The organism is Nocardia sp. NPDC101769, assembly GCF_044766925.1.
Taxonomy (GTDB): Bacteria; Actinomycetota; Actinomycetes; order Mycobacteriales; family Mycobacteriaceae; genus Nocardia.
Map to the genome: position 1 here is coordinate 180,068 of NZ_JBIWMX010000008.1, position 15,930 is coordinate 195,997.

15 protein-coding genes are annotated in these 15,930 nt (G+C 68.8%); 8 read left to right on the plus strand and 7 right to left on the minus strand.

The features are described 5' to 3' along the window. Positions 1-272 precede the first annotated feature (272 nt). Complete coding sequence (locus ACIRRA_RS16000; RefSeq protein WP_402767951.1) at positions 273-623, plus strand: hypothetical protein; 351 nt, start codon at positions 273-275, stop codon at positions 621-623. A 539-nt stretch (positions 624-1,162) separates the two neighbouring features. Then, complete coding sequence (locus ACIRRA_RS16005) at positions 1,163-2,143, plus strand: helix-turn-helix domain-containing protein (protein WP_402767953.1); 981 nt, start codon at positions 1,163-1,165, stop codon at positions 2,141-2,143. A 196-nt stretch (positions 2,144-2,339) separates the two neighbouring features. On the opposite strand, the gene ACIRRA_RS16010 is transcribed toward ACIRRA_RS16005, so the two are convergent. Further along, positions 2,340-2,828, minus strand: a complete 489-nt coding sequence (locus tag ACIRRA_RS16010; RefSeq protein WP_357009397.1) for a MarR family transcriptional regulator — start codon at positions 2,826-2,828, stop codon at positions 2,340-2,342. 203 nt (positions 2,829-3,031) lie between these two features. Here ACIRRA_RS16010 and ACIRRA_RS16015 point away from each other — a divergent pair, with 203 nt between their 5' ends. The 4 genes from ACIRRA_RS16015 (at position 3,032) to ACIRRA_RS16030 (ending at position 8,468) form a co-directional block, all read left to right on the plus strand. Beyond that, positions 3,032-5,242 (plus strand): hypothetical protein, encoded by a 2,211-nt coding sequence (locus ACIRRA_RS16015; protein ID WP_402767955.1) that lies wholly within the window; start codon positions 3,032-3,034, stop codon positions 5,240-5,242. A gap of 262 nt (positions 5,243-5,504) precedes the next feature. Further along, positions 5,505-6,161, plus strand: a complete 657-nt coding sequence (locus ACIRRA_RS16020) for an arsenate reductase ArsC (RefSeq protein ID WP_402767957.1) — start codon at positions 5,505-5,507, stop codon at positions 6,159-6,161. A 46-nt stretch (positions 6,162-6,207) separates the two neighbouring features. Next, complete coding sequence (locus ACIRRA_RS16025) at positions 6,208-7,167, plus strand: LysR family transcriptional regulator (RefSeq protein ID WP_402767959.1); 960 nt, start codon at positions 6,208-6,210, stop codon at positions 7,165-7,167. Between the two features lie 176 nt (positions 7,168-7,343). After that, on the plus strand, positions 7,344-8,468 hold the full coding sequence (locus ACIRRA_RS16030) for a PLP-dependent cysteine synthase family protein (RefSeq protein ID WP_402767961.1): 1,125 nt from the start codon (positions 7,344-7,346) through the stop codon (positions 8,466-8,468). A gap of 50 nt (positions 8,469-8,518) precedes the next feature. On the opposite strand, the gene ACIRRA_RS16035 is transcribed toward ACIRRA_RS16030, so the two are convergent. Both ACIRRA_RS16035 and ACIRRA_RS16040 read right to left on the minus strand, forming a co-directional pair. Beyond that, positions 8,519-9,232 (minus strand): VIT family protein, encoded by a 714-nt coding sequence (locus ACIRRA_RS16035; RefSeq protein WP_402767963.1) that lies wholly within the window; start codon positions 9,230-9,232, stop codon positions 8,519-8,521. A gap of 204 nt (positions 9,233-9,436) precedes the next feature. After that, on the minus strand, positions 9,437-10,636 hold the full coding sequence (locus ACIRRA_RS16040) for an erythromycin esterase family protein (protein WP_402767965.1): 1,200 nt from the start codon (positions 10,634-10,636) through the stop codon (positions 9,437-9,439). A gap of 112 nt (positions 10,637-10,748) precedes the next feature. Here ACIRRA_RS16040 and ACIRRA_RS16045 point away from each other — a divergent pair, with 112 nt between their 5' ends. Continuing rightward, on the plus strand, positions 10,749-11,468 hold the full coding sequence (locus tag ACIRRA_RS16045; RefSeq protein WP_402768168.1) for a MerR family transcriptional regulator: 720 nt from the start codon (positions 10,749-10,751) through the stop codon (positions 11,466-11,468). Positions 11,469-11,878: 410 nt separating this feature from the next. On the opposite strand, the gene ACIRRA_RS16050 is transcribed toward ACIRRA_RS16045, so the two are convergent. Both ACIRRA_RS16050 and ACIRRA_RS16055 read right to left on the minus strand, forming a co-directional pair. Beyond that, positions 11,879-12,280 carry a nuclear transport factor 2 family protein gene (locus ACIRRA_RS16050; protein ID WP_402767967.1) on the minus strand — a complete coding sequence of 134 codons (402 nt, stop codon included), beginning with the start codon at positions 12,278-12,280 and terminating at the stop codon, positions 11,879-11,881. Positions 12,281-12,330: 50 nt separating this feature from the next. Then, entirely contained in the window at positions 12,331-12,909 is a 579-nt protein-coding gene (locus ACIRRA_RS16055) for a TetR/AcrR family transcriptional regulator (protein WP_402767969.1), read from the minus strand. Positions 12,910-12,951: 42 nt separating this feature from the next. Between ACIRRA_RS16055 and ACIRRA_RS16060 the strand changes: the two genes are divergently transcribed. Next, positions 12,952-13,809 carry a phytanoyl-CoA dioxygenase family protein gene (locus tag ACIRRA_RS16060; RefSeq protein ID WP_402767971.1) on the plus strand — a complete coding sequence of 286 codons (858 nt, stop codon included), beginning with the start codon at positions 12,952-12,954 and terminating at the stop codon, positions 13,807-13,809. 3 nt (positions 13,810-13,812) lie between these two features. Here ACIRRA_RS16060 and ACIRRA_RS16065 read toward each other — a convergent pair whose 3' ends face one another. Continuing rightward, positions 13,813-13,977, minus strand: a complete 165-nt coding sequence (locus ACIRRA_RS16065) for a hypothetical protein (protein ID WP_402767973.1) — start codon at positions 13,975-13,977, stop codon at positions 13,813-13,815. A gap of 210 nt (positions 13,978-14,187) precedes the next feature. After that, entirely contained in the window at positions 14,188-15,828 is a 1,641-nt protein-coding gene (locus ACIRRA_RS16070) for a DEAD/DEAH box helicase (RefSeq protein WP_402767974.1), read from the minus strand. Between the last annotated feature and the right edge of the window lie 102 nt (positions 15,829-15,930).

Here is a 15,930-nt window from a genome sequence, read left to right on the forward strand (position 1 = left end):
GTCTGGAGGCGATCGAGTGCACGATTCCGACACTGCTGGAACGACTCGCGAAGACGTCCCGTGCCGACCACGATCACTACCGCCCCCGCGCGAGGCCCGAATGTTCCAGCAGGCCAATGCCGAACACCGCGCACGCTGCGGGCCAGCGTCGCGGTCGGTGATCGTGCCGCCTGGCGCGAAGTCCCCTCGAACTGCTCGATGCCCCGCCCCGGGGATGGACTGTCGACCCGCACGCGGCGCCGAATTCGCCGGAGCCGAGCGGTATCTCCGCCGTGAGGGCGTGTGCCGACAGGGTCTGTGGCCCCGTACTCGCGCCTGCGGTCAATTTCGAACAGGCCACGGCGGCGGTGCTTTTCGCGCGCTTCGGCTTCCCGTTGCCGCCCGGGCTCACCGCATCGTCGAGCGCCTCGCTGCGGTCGGCCCTCGGCGCGGACGGCATGGCATTCACGCCCGGCCTGCCCCCGGACGCGGACGACACGGCGAAGGCCGTCTTCACCCCGGACTCCTCGGACGATCGAGTGGATCCACGCTGCCTGCTGCGCTGCTCCGGTGCGGCATCGCCGCTTGTCACCGCGGATCTCCTCGAGGCGCTGAGGCGGGTGGGGCTGCGATTCGTACTGTGACAGACAGGTCGCCGCGGTACGCATGCTCGTCGAAACCCTGGAACTGGACGGTCGTTGGGACGACCGGACGGCCGCCTCCCCGTATCCGCCGACCGCCGCTGCGGCCAGGGCGCCGATTCGCGCGATCGAATCGGAATTCTCCGCCGATGCCTCGCCAGGCGGCAGCCCGGGCGATCGCTTGGTTCTCGCGACCCGGCGGCCGGGCGGATCCTGGGGCGTGTGGCATCCCACCGCGGAGGAGACGGCGCGCGCTGTGTGTGAACCCCTCGGCCGAGCGTTCAGTGGTCCTCGCATTGCGCCGGTCTCACATTTCTTGCCGATTGCTATGACGCCGGGACGGCCGATTCGACGCGAACCCCATTGTGGCACTACAAAGATCTTGGATCGCCGCTTAGAATCGAGCGTCCGTATACATTGACCGCCCGCTCATGAGTGGTTCACCGCTGCGGTGAGGCCAGTGGAGATCTTGGTCACCGACCACGGACGGAACTCGGTCGAAACGTGGTTGCTGAGAGATATGTGGTGGGAGGATTACCGACGTGGAGCAAGCCGTTTTCGGCGCTGTCGAGATCTCGTCGTCCTCGACCCTTTCGCCACGTCAGGCGTTCGAGCAGTGGGAAGCCCTGATGGCGGATGCGGTCGCACCATCGGTCATCGAGCCATTGCGCACAGGTCACTGGCACGGACAAGTCACCACAACTCAATTCGACGGATTCGCGGTGTCGCGCATGCAGGCCAGCGCGCAAAGGGCATTGCGGACAAAGAAGATGGTGGCGCAGTCGGCCGGTGAGTTCTTGCTGGTGAATATCGTGCTCGAAGGAACGAATTGGACCGAGCAGCGCGGCCGGACGGCCGAATGCCAGCCCGGCACCATCTCGTTCTTCGACAGCGGCGTGCCGTTGGAGAGCCGCACCACGGACAATTGCCTGTCGACGCTGGTGCGCGCCCCGCTGCAGCTGGTGCTCGAGCACTCCGGCCTCACCCGCGACCAGCTACCGACCGCGACCGCCGTCCCCACGACGGGGGCGCTGGGCGTGGTCGCCGGCTTCTTCCGCAATCTGGCCGACCTACCGCCCGACGATATCGCCCGGGCGGTCACCGTCTTCGGCAGTGACGCAGCTGGCATGATGGCGTCTGCGCTGCTGCTGGCGAATGGCGAAAGCTCGCCCGGCCCATCGGATTCGCTCTACACGCGGCAGCAGGTGCTGGCCTACATCCGCAAGAACTTCACGAGCCCCGACCTCACGGTCGACGAGATCGCGCATGCCTGCCTGATCTCGCGGCGCACGCTGTACCGGGTCTGCGAGGGCTTCGGCGAGCCGGGCGCGATCGTCCGCCGTACCCGGATCGCCCATGCCCGCCGCCTCATCCGCGCCGACCCCTCCCGATCCCTGGCCGCCGTCGCAGCCGCCTCCGGTTTCGCGACGGATCGCCACTTCTATCGGGCGTTCCGCGAGGAAACCGGCCTCACCCCAGGCCAATTCCGCGATCAGCTCGGGCACCGCAACCGGACGCGTTGAGCCACAACAGGTTGGGCGGCCGTTACCGTGCCTGAGCTCGAATCTCCTTTCCCCGATCCTGGTTCGTGATCAGGGACGGGGTCGGGCGAGGGTGAAGGTGTCGACCGGGGTGGATTCACTCGCCGACGCCGCGGGATGACCCTTGCCTGCCGTGGTGAGATTCCGTGCGGCCGAAGGGGAATGCCACGGCGCCGGATCAGAGTTGGTAGCTGTCGATATCGAGGTCGGCCGGGGTCTCGCCGCCCGCGTGGGTGAAGGCCGTCAAGGCGTGAATCAGGCCGGAGCGGTCGGCCTTGGGCATCTGCTCCACCACGGCGGCGAGCTCGCGGCGGCGGTGCGCGGTCACCGCGTCGACGACTTCGCGTCCGTGACCGGTCAATTCGATGATGAGCTCGCGGCGGGAGTCCGGATTCGGTTTGCGGTCCACCAGGCCCGCGCCGACCAGCCGGTCCACCATGCGGGCCGCGGTCGAGGGCTGCACATCCAGTGCGGTGGCCAGCGTGACGACCTTGGACGGCCCGCGGGTCGAGAGGATCATCAGGGTGCGGAACTGCGGGATGGTGATGGAGTCGTCGACCAGTGCCAGCGAGCGCGCCGAGAGCGCGACGAGCAATCGCGACGCGCCCAGCAGGGCATCGGTGATCTCGTCCACCGACTCCGCGGCCACCGCATCCTTCGCCGCCACCACTACCTCCACACCTGCTGCCGCTGCCTGATTGCTCCTATCCTGCCGGTTGCATCGTGGGCGTGTGCACCGGCATCGGCTTCGTGATGGAATCGAACTCACGCATATAGCAACTGTTGCATACTGCTTGTATCGGGTAGGGTCTTCGAATCGTGGGAGATCGTGCTGCACTCCGTCTGCGAACCGACGGGTGCCGGTGGGGAATGGTCACGTTGATCGGCGTGGTCGCGGGGTATGCGTCGGTGCTGCTGGCCAATCCCCGCCACTTCTATACCGATGACACCGAATCGCAGTACGCCCCGATGTGGGTGATGCTGGGAAGGCACCTGCACGACGGGCGCTTCCCGGCACTGGTGCCGTGGGAATGGATGTCGGGCAACTACTCCATGGAGGAGGCGGGGCTCTACAACCCGCCGCAGCTGCTGGTCGACTGGTTCGCGCCGACGGTGGACAATCTGGCGCTCTACGTGACGATCGTGAAGCTGATCTTCTCGATCATCGCGGCGCTCGGCGTGTTCCGGGTGTGCCTCGCCTACGGAGCGCGCGGATCGTGGGCGGCGCTGGCGGCCATCGCCTTTCCGCTGTCGGGCTGGTTCCTGTTCTTCGACGAATCCAGCTGGGCGACCTCGCTCACCGGTACCGCGTGGATGCTGAACGCATGGGCCTCCGCGATCCGGTACACCCGTACGCCGGCAGACGAGCGGCGCTGGACCACAGGGCCGATACCGGTGTTCGGGTATCTGTACCTCGCCATTTCGGTCCAATATGTCTTTCCCGCAGTCGAATCCGCGCTGATGATCGGCGCGGTGGCGGTCGGTGAGGTGGTGCGGCAGCGCATCTGGCGGCCCGCGCTGCGGCTGCTGGCGGTGGCGGCGTGCGCGGGGGCGGTGGGGCTCGAGACGTATCTGCCGGGCATGCTGTCCTCGCCGGTCACCTGGCGCGGCAACGAACGCATTCTGTCCGAGGACTTCCTGACGGTGCCGTGGTCGGAGTCGCTGAATGCCAGCCTGCCCAGTACGGTTCCGGCGTTCACCGGCTGGTGGGGATACGTGCAGCCGATCCCGATGGTCTACATCGCGTGGTTCCTGATTCCACTGCTGGCCTTCATCGATTGGGGTGCGGTGCGGCGGTCGGCGCGCGAATATACCGGACCGGTGTTGTTCGCGGTCATCTTCCTGATGTGGACCGCCGGGCCCGGGCGGATCGGCCCGCTGCGCTGGCCCGCGCGGGTCCTGCCCATGCTGGCGGTCGGGTTGCTGGTGCTGGTGTGCCTGTGGCTGAGCCGCCACGGACGTTTCGGGGTCCGGTGCCGTGTCGTGGCGGCGGCGGTGCTGCTCGGGCTGCTGTTCGTCCGATCATTCTGTGCCGCACCGCATCTGGTGGTCCGGCATCTGATCGCGGTCGCGGCGGTGGCCGTCCTGACCGCCGCGTTCGCATGGCTGATCCGCACCCGCGGTCCGGCGGCGGCTTGTGCGCTGGCGATCGTGGCCATGTTCCCCATCGCCTACGGCCAGGTGCGGTGGCAAGCGCCGACGCCCATGTCCTATCACTTTCCTGAGCGGCGATCGCAGATGACCGCGGCCTTCCCGCATTTCGACGGCGTCACCCTGCAGCTCGCCGACCGGGCCCTGGTGCCGCCGGGCGAGCAGAGCGCGGCCGCGGCCTGGAATTCCCTGGCATTCGGCAACTACGCCAAGAACCTGCGCTTGAATTATGTGAACGCCTACACGCCGATCGGGTACCGGGAGTTCAGCAGGCTGCTGTGCATGGGCTGGGACGGGAGCACCTGCCCGGCCGCGTTCGGCGCGGCCTTCGCCATCGAACCCACCACGGGGCGACCGTATGTCGACCTGATGAAGGTGGATCGCGTTGTGCTGCAACGCGCCCAGTACCCCGATGCGGGCGAGCACCCCGCGCCGCCGGGCTGGACGTGGGTGGACTATCCCGGCCACGAGCGCTACATCTGGGTGCTCGAACGCGAGAACGGCCCGATCTCCACCACACCCGGCCCCTCCGACGCGCGTGACGTCACCGCCACCCAGATCGGGCGCGACAGTGTCAGCAGCCATCTGCGCGTCACCTCGCCCGACGGCGGCCGCCTGGTCTTCGCGCGCCTGGCGTGGCCCGGCTACCGCGTCACGCTCGACGGCCGGGACATCGGCTTCCATACGGTCGCGGATACCTTTGTGGCCGTGGATATCCCGCGGGGCACCCGGAACGCCGACCTGGTGGTCGCCTGGCGTCCACCGGGCTGGAAGATCGGCATCGCCACCGCACTCGCCGGATTCCTGGGACTGGCCCTGCTGCACCGGCTGTACCGCCGCGAGCGCCGAGACGACGACGATCTCGAAATCGGACTGCCCGCGGACGATTTCGATCCGCTCACCGAGCCGCTGACACCGGTCCTGGTCTGATCGGCCGGGATGTGGCCCGCGTGGAGGGCGCGCTCGGGTGTGATCGGTTCCGCCTCGATGCCCAGGGCGTGGCCGTGATCACATTCGCCCGTTGTGCCCGAATGTTCGCTGTGCGCGAAGCCGTTCGGCGAGCGGTGCCGGGCTGAGGTTTGATGGTTGCCTACCGGTAGCGGTTGCCTATCACCGCGAGCTGGTGGCGTTTCGCGGTCCAGCGGCGACCGGGGGACGGGGATAGGCTGACCAACGTGCAGAGGGAGCGATCGTGAACGAGACATCCGCCGCCCTGCCTTCCACCGCTCCCGATGCGGACCGGATGATCCCGGACGAGGCCTCGGAACGGCTGAGGGAGGAATTCGGCTCGATGGTGGACGCCGCGACCGTCGAACGCATCCTCGACAGCTCCTTCGCGCACTTCGATGCGATCGGCCTCGACCACGAACGCCTGGCCGGGGTCGCCGAGCGGTTCGCGCGGGAACGATTGACGGCCTTGGCCCACGCCGAGGGACGCGCCATCCGGACCGGTCCGACCGTGCTGTTCGTCTGCACGCTCAATGCCGGGCGCTCGCAGATGGCGCTCGGATTCTTCAAACGACTGGCCGGGGACCGGGCGTCCGCGTGGTCGTGCGGCTCGGCGCCGGGCGTGGCGGTCAATCCACTCGTGGTGGCGGCCATGGCCGAGCGCGGCGTGGACATCGCCGACGAATTCCCCAAGCCGTGGGCCGACGAGTTGATGCGGGCCGCCGACGTGGTCATCGACATGGGCTGCGGTGACAGCAATCCGATCATCGCCGGTCACCGCTTCGAGCAGTGGCCGCTGCCCGACCCGGCCGGTGAGGGCATCGAGGAGATCCGGGGCATTCGCGACGCGATTGAACTCCGGGTTCGCCGCCTGGTCGCCAACCTCGGCCTGGCGGCCTGACCCGCGCCTTCCCAGCCGCCTGACCTGGTGTGCCTAGGATGGGGACATGCTGGAGATCAGGCAGCTGAAGATCTTCAGGGCGGTCGCGCGGACCGGGTCCTACTCCGCCGCCGCCCGGCAGCTCGGCTACACCCAGCCCGCGATCAGCCAGCAGATCAAGGCCATGGAACGCGTGCTCGGCACCCCGCTGGTGACCCGGTCGGGCCATCAGCTGCAGCTCACCGAAGCCGGTGCGGCACTGACCCGGCACGCCGCGACCGTGCTCGGCAGTCTCGACGCGGCCGAGGCCGAGATCCGGGCGCTCACCGAATTGCGGGCCGGGACAGTGCGGCTGGCGGCGTTTCCGAGCGCGTGCAATCTGCTGGTGCCCAAGACCATTGCGCGCATCCAGGCCGCGGAACCCCGGCTGAAGGTGGCCCTGATCGAGGCCGAGCCGCCGGAATCGGTGGCCATGCTGCGGGCGGGGGAGTGCGAGATCGCGATCGTCTTCGACTATCCGCACGGCAAGGTGCCGGACAGCGAAAGCTCCTGTGACGCAGCCAGTCCCGACCTCTCCGAGCTGAATGCGCGCACCCTGCTCACCGATCGGCTGCGGGCGCTGCTGCCGGTCGGGCACCGCCTGGCGGGGACCGCGCGGACCACCCCGATGCAGCTGTCGGAACTGGCGAAGGAGACCTGGATCGCGGGCTGCCCGCAGTGCCGGGGACACCTCGTCGACGCCTGTGCGGATGCGGGTTTCCATCCGGACATCGCCTATGCCACCGAGAATCCGGGCGCGGTCGCGGGCTTGGTGGCCGAGGGGCTGGGGGTCGCGCTCGCCACCGAACTCGCGCTGTCCGGTGTGCCGACATTGGGGGCGGTGCGCTCACTGCCGGTGGAACCCGCCATGGAGCGGCGCGTGCTGGCGGTCACCCTGCCCAAACTCGGGGCCGTTCCGGCGGTGCGCACGGTCATCGACGAACTGCAGGAGTCCGCGCGGCTGGTGGAGGCCGCCGTCTCGCACTAGCACCGATGACGGCCTCGGCGTACGGGTTTCCGCTCCGGGCCATTAGCGGTGCTTTCACCCCCTATTACAGCTGGTTGGGAAATATCGCCCCAGGTCACACTGGGAAACCGGGTTTTCCGGCTAGCGTCGGAGGTGCCCTGCTCCGCTTCGCGGGCCTGAACCGGAAGGACACCGAGATGGCTGTGACCCAGGACAACTCGCTCGTCGGCGAGACCGACATCGACCGCTACGACCCGGAGTATCGGAGCTGGCTGCGCGAGGCCGTCCGCACGGTGCAGGCCGACGGCAACCGCTCCGCCGACACCCACCTGCTCACCATCCCGCTACCGCCGGAATGGGGCATCGACCTCTACCTCAAGGACGAATCCACCCATCCCACCGGCAGTCTAAAGCATCGGCTGGCGCGGTCGCTGTTCCTGTACGCGCTGTGCAACGGCTGGCTGCGGCCCGGCCGCCCGGTGGTGGAGGCGTCCAGTGGATCCACCGCGGTGTCGGAGGCGTACTTCGCCAAACTGATCGGCGTGCCGTTCATCGCCGTCATGGCGCGCTCCACCGTGCGGTCCAAGATCGACCTCATCGAATTCCACGGCGGCGTCTGCCATCTCGTCGACGACCCCAGCGAGGTGTATGAGGTCGCGGCCCGGCTCGCCCGGGAAGAGGGCGGCCATTACCTGGACCAGTTCACCTACGCCGAGCGTGCTACCGACTGGCGGGGCAACAACAATATCGCCGAATCGATCTTCCGCCAGCTCGAACAGGAGCGTTACCCCGAGCCGAGCTGGATCGTCGCCACCGCGGGCACCGGCGGCACCTCCGCCACCCTGGCCCGCTACGTCCACTACACCCAGCGCGACACCGGCATCTGCGTCGCCGACCCGGAAAACTCGGCGTTCCTGGAAGCCTGGCGCACCCTGGACCGGAACATCACCTCCGACAAGGGATCCCGCATCGAGGGCATCGGCCGCCAGCGCGTCGAGCCCAGCTTCCTCCCGCACGCCATCGACCGCATGATGCGCGTCCCCGACGCCGCCTCGGTGGCCACCATCCACCTGCTCGAACGCCTCCTCGGCCGCCGCTGCGGCGCCTCCACCGGCACCGGCGTCTGGGCCGCCTTCGGCGTCATCTCCGGCATGCTTGCCCGCGGCGAAAAGGGCAGCGTCGTCACTCTGCTCTGCGACCCGGGCGAACGATACCTCGACAAGTACTACAGTGACGCCTGGCTCGCCGAACAGGGCATCGACTCGACCCCGTATTCCGTTCGGCTGGAACGCTTTCTACGCACAGGTGAGCTCTCCGCCTGATAGCAGCTCGGCAACTTCGCGGGTGACCGATGTCGGGTTGGCCGTATCCGTCAGATACCGGTGACGTGGACCAGCTGGCCGACCAGGGCGGTGACGGCCATGGCGAGGCAGCCGCCGATGACCACTCGCAGCGCCGGTCGAAGGACGCTGGTTCCGGCGACCCGTGCACCGAGGATGCCGGCGACGGCCAGTCCGAGCACGGTGACGAGAACGATGAGCACCAGCCGGGTGAGGCTGGTGGGTGCGGCCAAGCCCAGCAGCGGGATCAGCCCACCGACGAAAAAGCTTGTGGCCGAGGCCATGGCGGCCTGCAGTGGGCGGGCGGCGGTGATGTCGGTGTGTCCGAGTTCGTCGCGGAGGTGGGCGGCGAGCGGATCGTGCTCGTGCAGTGCGATGGCGACTTGCTCGGCGAGTTCGGCGGACAGGCCGCGGTCGCGGTAGATGCCGGCGAGCTCGGTGAGCTCACCGCGGGGGTTGGTGGCCAGTTCGTGGACCTCCTTGGCCCGGTCGCCGCGTTCGACGTCGACTTGGGAGCTGACCGATACGTATTCGCCCGCGGCCATGGCCATCGACCCGGCGGCGAGCCCCGCCAGGCCGGCGGTGAGTACCGCGCCGACCGCAGCGCCGCTGGCGGCGACACCGACCATGAGGCCGGCCGTCGACACCAGACCGTCGTTGGCGCCCAGTACCGCCGCTCGCAACCAGCCCGCGTGTTCACCGCGATGCCGTTCGAAATGCGGGTTCACCATGTCGAGCACGCTCATCGGCCACATCCCTCGGGTTGATCCGGAACCGGCTCTCACCGGCATCTCAGCGGTGATCATTCCCTCGGCCATGTGTGGCGGGCAGGGCACAACGGCCCTGATGGCTGCCTCATGGTCCCCACCCCCGGCGTCAGCTGGTCCGGTGGCGGTGGGCACCGGTCCCGGGGACCGCCGTCTCTGACGCCGTATCCGCCGAGTCGGGCATCACCAGTATCGATGGCGTTTGCCGTCGGTGTCGGTGAGGAAGATGACGGCATCGGTGCCCGGGAGGTCAGCGGGGGTGAGCGGAATATGGCCGGGCACAATCGGTTTGCTCGTGCCGGTCGATGCGGGGAGTACGGCGCGCAGGGACGCTGCCGGGAAGAGGGAGCGGTGGGGCGTCGCTGCCGCCAGCGCGTGCTGGAGGGTGTCCGGGTGGGGGGTGGGGCTCGCGTCGCTTGCCGCGAACAGGTAGCGGTCCGCCAGGGTCAGGTGGACGAGCGCACCGGCATTCGCCCAGTTCTCGGCATCGTCGTGGACGGGGTTCAGGTGGGCGTTGTGGGCGAAGACCAGGGATGGGCCCCGGTGTTGCTCCCGGGCGACTACGGCGAGGAGGTTGTCGGCCATCATTTCGGCCCGGAGGCTGAGAACGGTGTCGATGCGGTCGGGGGTGTCGGTGGCCATGGCGGCGTGGTAGCGGAGCAGGCCCTGGGCGGTGCGGGCGTGGGACACGGCGCGGTCGTAGGCGACGGGGTCGGTGGGGCGCAGGCCGGGGGAGGCGCGGTGCAGCGCGCTGACGAGGTCGTCGGCGAGGAGGCGGAGGGTGTGGGCTCGGGGCGAGTTGCCGATGGATGCCGCTGGGTCGTACATGGCGGCCGGGTTGGTCCAGTCGGCATCGTCACCGGCCAATTCGTCGAGGTTGCGGGCTGATTCGGGACGCAGGGCGGCGGGGAGGCAGTCGGCGGCCCGGGAGAGGGCGTGGCGTGGGCCGGGGGCGCCGGCGTACTCCACCGGGGCGTCGAAGCCGTGGAAATGCACCCGATCCTCCGGCGCGCGGGCGGCATTGTGCGCGCGGAGCCATTCGATGAGTTCGCGATTGCCCGGGATCGCGCCGAAACCGTGGCTGAACCCGATGGCGAGGACGGTGTCGATCTCCGTGGCCGCGCCGCACACATAGTCGTCGACAATGGACGCGGCGAAGTAGTCGGTCTCCAAAATGATTGACCGGTAACCCCGTTCGACGAGGTGACGGAGAACGTCGTTGCGCAGCAGCGGGAATGCGGCGATGCCATGTGTCGGCTCACCGAGCGCGAACAGGGCGGGCGGCTCGGTGTGGGTGTCGAGCAGGTCGTCGAGGGCGAGGCCCAGGTTTTCCGGCCCGTCGATCGGGCGGCCGATGGCCGGCAAAGCGGTGGCAGTGGACATGGAGACCCCTTCCAGAAGGACTTACCTTCGACACTATCGTTGAAGGTTCGGGTGAAACTTGCCCGCTTGTGACCTGTAATGACGTATCCAAACCCTCAATCGGAGGTGCGATCTGCGACCCATCGATCTCGCGCGGGAACACGGATTGTCCGCACAGGCCATCCGGAATTACGACGAGGCGGGCGTCCTCCCGCCCACCGAACGCAGCGACACGGGCTACCGGCTCTACACACCCCTGCACGCGCAGGCCCTGCGCGCCTTCCTGGCGCTACGTCGTGGCCACGGCCATCAGCCGGCCACCGACATCATGTGCGCGATCAACCGCCGAGACACCGAAGCCGCCTACCGGCTCATCGACGCCACCCACCTCGCCCTGCGCACCGAACGCGCCACCCGCGCCGAAGTCGCGAGGGCCCTGCACAGCCTGTCCGTCCCGATCCCGCCGGGTACCACGGGCAGGCCGCTGACCGTGGGCGAACTCGCCCGCCGCCTCGATGTGCACCCCGCGACCCTGCGCGCCTGGGAAACCGAAGGCATCCTGCATCCCGACCGCGACCGCGCCACCGGCTACCGCCACTACGGCCCGGACTGCGTTCGCGACGCCGACATCGCCCGCCAACTGCGTCGCGGCAACTACCGGCTGTCCCAGATCACCCAATTCCTCGACGCACTCCGAACAGCGGGCGGCACAGCAGCCCTGACCGTCTTCCTCGACGCCTGGCAAGAACGCCTGACCACCCGCAGCCGCGACCTCCTCACCGGCGCAGCCCAACTCGACTCCTACCTCACCCTGCTCGATCAGCGCGGCCCCGAGGCGATTCGGGATCGATGATGGCCATGTTCCCGGGGGACAGGGACTTTCGGCCGTGATGGAATCCCGCGGCGCGCGGCATGCTCGACGGCACTGATCGGAGCACGGGCGCATCGTCCGGTGGAGCGGAAAGGAGGTGGTCGATCGGACGGATCCACAGCGGTGACCCCACGCCCCCGTTGACGCACCCCCCGGTGTTATCAGACGTCCGCTCAACGGGGGCATCCGCTCGCCCGGACGACAGGTCACAGCAGGGGCGCGGTCCGATGGGCCCCGGTGCGAGCAGATTGCGGGCGATCCGGTCGCGCTCGGATAGGGCATCGGACCGCCCGACATGCGGGGGATTCTTCCACTCCGGCGAATTCGCACGCGACGGAAGCGCAAACATCGCAAGCGGTTCGAGGAGCGAGCGTCCCGGGTTTGCCGCCGTGTCAGGGCTGGAGGGGTTGCCGGCGCGGGACGACGCGGCGATGACTGATGCGCCAGCCGGAATCGGTGCGGACGACGAGGTCCTCGTAGGTGACACTGGCGGCGGTGTTGTCGGTCGCGACCGCGAGGCCCTTCGACAGGGCCTGCACGGTATCGGATGTGGTGGGCGAGACCACGATATTGGTGACGTGATGCCCCAGCGGGTTGCCGTCGCCGAGTTGAAGCGCCATATCGCGCAGGGCGTCCCGGCCGGTGACCACGCCCGCGCCATAGGCGGTCAGGTCGTAGGCGATGTCCTCGGTGAAGACCTCCCCGAAGCGGTCGAAGGCGCCGGCATCGCTGAGATGTCCGTGCAGGGCGAGCAATTCGTGAATGGCCAGCCGGTCGGCCGTGGAGATCGACATAGCACGCAGTGATACGCGGCCGCGGGCGCGATCGCCAGTTCTTTTGCGGATCAGGACAGGGACAGCGACGCGGCGGTGAAACGCCAAAGGCGTTCGGCGGCAAGGTCGACGGCCGGGCGGGGGTGGACGCGCAGCTGCTGGCCGATGCCGTGACGCAGGCCGCCGATGACATACGCGCCCGCGCTGTCCGGGTCGAGATCGGCGGGGATCTCGCCGGTGGCCTGCCCGCGGCGGATGTTCGTGGCGGCCGCATCGCCGAGATTGCGGATGTAGACGGCCTCGATCTCGGTGAGGCCCGGATCGGGCGCCGCACGGTTGAGCAGCAGCGCCGCGAGCGGATGCTCGAAGTGGAAGGCCACGAAACAGTGGGTGCGGGCGCGCTCGCGGGTGGCCCAGTCGCAGTCGGCTGGAAGCCGGTCGTCGGCGATGGCCCGGCTCAGGCCCTCGTAGAAGTCGTCCCAGATGGCCGCCAGCAGACCGACTTTCGAGCCGAAGTGGTGGTACAGCGCGCCGGTGCTCAGGCCGGTGCGGCGGGTCAGCGCGCTCAGCTCGAGGGTGCCGTTGGCGTGGACCAGTTCGTCGCGGGCGGCGTCCAGTAGTTGTTGACGTCCGATCGGTGCTCGTGCCACAGTCGAACAATAACAGAACTCAGTTATGTAAAGGATGGCGGGATGAACGCGAAGGTGACATCGCTACGCGATCTGGACGGCGATCTGGCCGGAACCTACCGGCGCACCGAGAGCAGCGGCGTGAGCGTGGATCCGGCGGTGGCCGAGGCGGATCTGGCCGCGGTCGAGCGGGACGGCTACGTGATCCTGCACGATATGCTGACTCCGGCCGAGCTGGACGAGATCCGGGAAAGTGTTGTGCCACTGCTGGATCGGATCGGCCGGAACAACTTCGAGGGGCACTCGACGCAACGCATCTACAGCGTGCTGAACAAGACCCGTGCCTGCGACCGCATCGCCGACCACCCGCGGGTGCTGGCCCTGCTGGATCGGCTGTTCATGCCGAACTATCTGCTGTCCATGCTGCAGGTGATCAATATCCTGCCCGGCGAGCAGGCGCAGATGCTGCATGCCGACGACGGCTTCTACCCGCTGCCGCGGCCGCGAAAGGCGTTGGGGGCGGCCACTATCTGGGCCATCGACGACTTCACCGCCGAGAACGGCGCGACCGACATCGTTCCGGGCAGTCACCTGTGGGACGATCGCCTGCCCGGGGAATCCGACCGTCGTGAACCCGTGGTGATGCCGGCGGGTAGCTGCGTATTCTTCGTCGGCACCCTGTGGCACGGCGGCGGCGCGAATCGCTCCGCGAATCCCCGCCTCGCCCTCACCGCGCAATACTGCGAACCGTGGCTGCGCCCCCAGGAGGCGTTCACGCTCTCCATGACCCGCGATACGGTCCGCGCGGTGTCCGAGGACATTCGCCGAATGCTCGGCTACAGCATCCACCCGCCGTTCATCGGACAGGTCGACGGCATGCATCCCAAGCGGCTCCTGGAACCCGGGGCACCCGCCCTGTAGTGCTCAGCCGGCCAGTTCACGGGCCAGCTGCACGGCCGCTTTCATATCCGGCGCGTATCCCACCCGCCACTGCAGCCGGTCGATCGGCGTCACCGAGACCCGATACCGGTTCTCGACCCGCTCGAACTTGACGATGACCCGCTCGCTCAGTGGGCCGTCGGTCGTCATGACTTCCTCTCCTGACCCCTGTAAAAGCGCCCGAGACGACAGCTGAGAATTCACGAGGTAAGAGCGGGTAGCCGCTTGCTATCCAATAACTGTAGAAAAATCCGCGCCCGCTAGATACGGGCAATTGTCACATTCTGGACGCACTCTTCCGAGCGTCGATCCGCCGCGGGCACACCGCTGACGTGGCCGCGGCGTCGGACGTCGAAGGTGTCAGTTGCCGCGACGACGGCGCGGGGCGCCGTCGGTGCGCGGGGATGCGGTTCGGCCGGAGGCGCCTCGGGTACGCGGATCGGCCCCGGCACCCTGCCGCGGATCGGCCGTGCCGCGGCGCTCGGTCCGGGCGCGGGTGCCCTGGTTCTCGTCACGGGCGACGCCGGCGCGCGGGTTGTGCCCGTTCGCGGTGGCCGAGGTGCGAGGCTTTCCGCCGGCGCGGCCTCCGGTGCGGCGGGTGGGCCGGCCGTCGGTGGCGGCGTCGGGCTTCCGGGCCGCGGGGCGGTCGGGGGTGCGCGCGTCGTCGGTGTGCTGGGCGCCCTGCCTGCGGCGGTTCCGAGGTGCGGTCTGCTTCGTGTCGGTCGCTGCCGGGCGGGTCCGCTTCTTCGGCGAGCGGGATCCCCGTGCGGGGGCGGCGGCAGTGTCGACACGGTGCTGTGCGCCGGCATCGACCGCGGGGAGGGAGACCAGCGGGGCCACCTCGCCGATCAGCTGCGTGACCGCCGGGGAGTCGGGGGTGACCGATTGCGGGGTGGCAGTGATATTGGCCTTGCGCATGAGGGCGGCGAGGTCGGTGCGCTGGTCGGGCAGGACCAGGGTGATGACGTCGCCGTGGTTGCCGGCGCGGGCGGTGCGGCCGGAGCGGTGCAGGTAGGCCTTGTGCTCGGCGGGCGGATCCACGTGGACCACGAGTTCGACGCCGTCGACGTGGACGCCGCGGGCCGCGACGTCGGTGGCGACCAGGACCTTGGCGGTGCCCGAGGCGAAGGCGGCGAGGTTGCGGTCGCGGGCCGGCTGGGTGAGATTGCCGTGCAGGTCGACGGCGGGGATGCCGGCGGTGGTGAGCTGGCGGGCCAGCTTGCGGGCCTGATGTTTGGTGCGGGTGAACAGGATTCGGCGTTCGGACCCGGAGGCCAGGCGGTGCACGACCGCGCGCTTGGCCTCCATGCTCGGCACCTCGAACACATGGTGGGTCATGGCGGCGACCGGCGAATTCGCTTCGTCCACAGCATGTTTCACGGCATCCGGCAGGAACCTCTTGACCAGCTTGTTGACGCCGTTGTCCAGGGTGGCCGAGAACAGCAGGCGCTGACCGTCTTCGGGCGTGGCGGCCAGGATGCGGGTGACGCCGGGCAGGAAGCCCAGATCGGCCATGTGGTCGGCCTCGTCGATGATGGTGATCGCGACCGAGTCCAGGCTGATCAGGTCCTGCCGCATCAGATCCTCGAGGCGGCCGGGGCAGGCGATGATGATGTCCACGCCCCGCTTCAGCGCCTGCACCTGACGATGCTGCGAGACGCCGCCGAAGATGGTGGTCACCGACATGCGGTAGGCGGCCGCCAGTGGTTCCAGGGTGGCCGCGATCTGGGTCGCCAGTTCCCGGGTCGGCGCGAGCACCAGCCCGGCCGGGTGATTCGGCGCACACCGCCCGCCGCGCGCGCCCAGCCGATCCACCATCGGGATCGAGAAGGCGAGGGTCTTCCCGCTGCCGGTCCGCCCACGGCCGAGCACGTCCCGCCCGGCCAGCGAATCGGGCAGGGTGTCGGCCTGGATCGGGAACGGCTCGGTGATACCGGCGGCGTCGAGCGCGCGGACAAGCGGTTCACGCACGCCGAGCGCGGCGAAGGAGGGCGAATTCATCGGTGTGGCAGTGCCTTCGAAAAGTGCTGGTCGCGCAGCGGAAACACTGCTTTGCGAGGAGTTAGCGAAGTCTGGCGCTCGATGTGGCCGTGCCACATCCAT

What these genes read in the sequence shown, in the direction of transcription:
- ACIRRA_RS16015 (WP_402767955.1), top strand. Translation starts at nt 3,032, where the DNA reads ATGGTCACGTTGATCGGCGTGGTCGCGGGGTATGCGTCGGTGCTGCTG.
- ACIRRA_RS16025 (WP_402767959.1), top strand. Translation starts at nt 6,208, where the DNA reads ATGCTGGAGATCAGGCAGCTGAAGATCTTCAGGGCGGTCGCGCGGACC.
- ACIRRA_RS16030 (WP_402767961.1), top strand. Translation starts at nt 7,344, where the DNA reads ATGGCTGTGACCCAGGACAACTCGCTCGTCGGCGAGACCGACATCGAC.
- ACIRRA_RS16035 (WP_402767963.1), bottom strand. Translation starts at nt 9,232, where the DNA reads ATGAGCGTGCTCGACATGGTGAACCCGCATTTCGAACGGCATCGCGGT.
- ACIRRA_RS16040 (WP_402767965.1), bottom strand. Translation starts at nt 10,636, where the DNA reads ATGTCCACTGCCACCGCTTTGCCGGCCATCGGCCGCCCGATCGACGGG.
- ACIRRA_RS16050 (WP_402767967.1), bottom strand. Translation starts at nt 12,280, where the DNA reads ATGTCGATCTCCACGGCCGACCGGCTGGCCATTCACGAATTGCTCGCC.
- ACIRRA_RS16060 (WP_402767971.1), top strand. Translation starts at nt 12,952, where the DNA reads ATGAACGCGAAGGTGACATCGCTACGCGATCTGGACGGCGATCTGGCC.
- ACIRRA_RS16065 (WP_402767973.1), bottom strand. Translation starts at nt 13,977, where the DNA reads ATGACGACCGACGGCCCACTGAGCGAGCGGGTCATCGTCAAGTTCGAG.
- ACIRRA_RS16070 (WP_402767974.1), bottom strand. Translation starts at nt 15,828, where the DNA reads ATGAATTCGCCCTCCTTCGCCGCGCTCGGCGTGCGTGAACCGCTTGTC.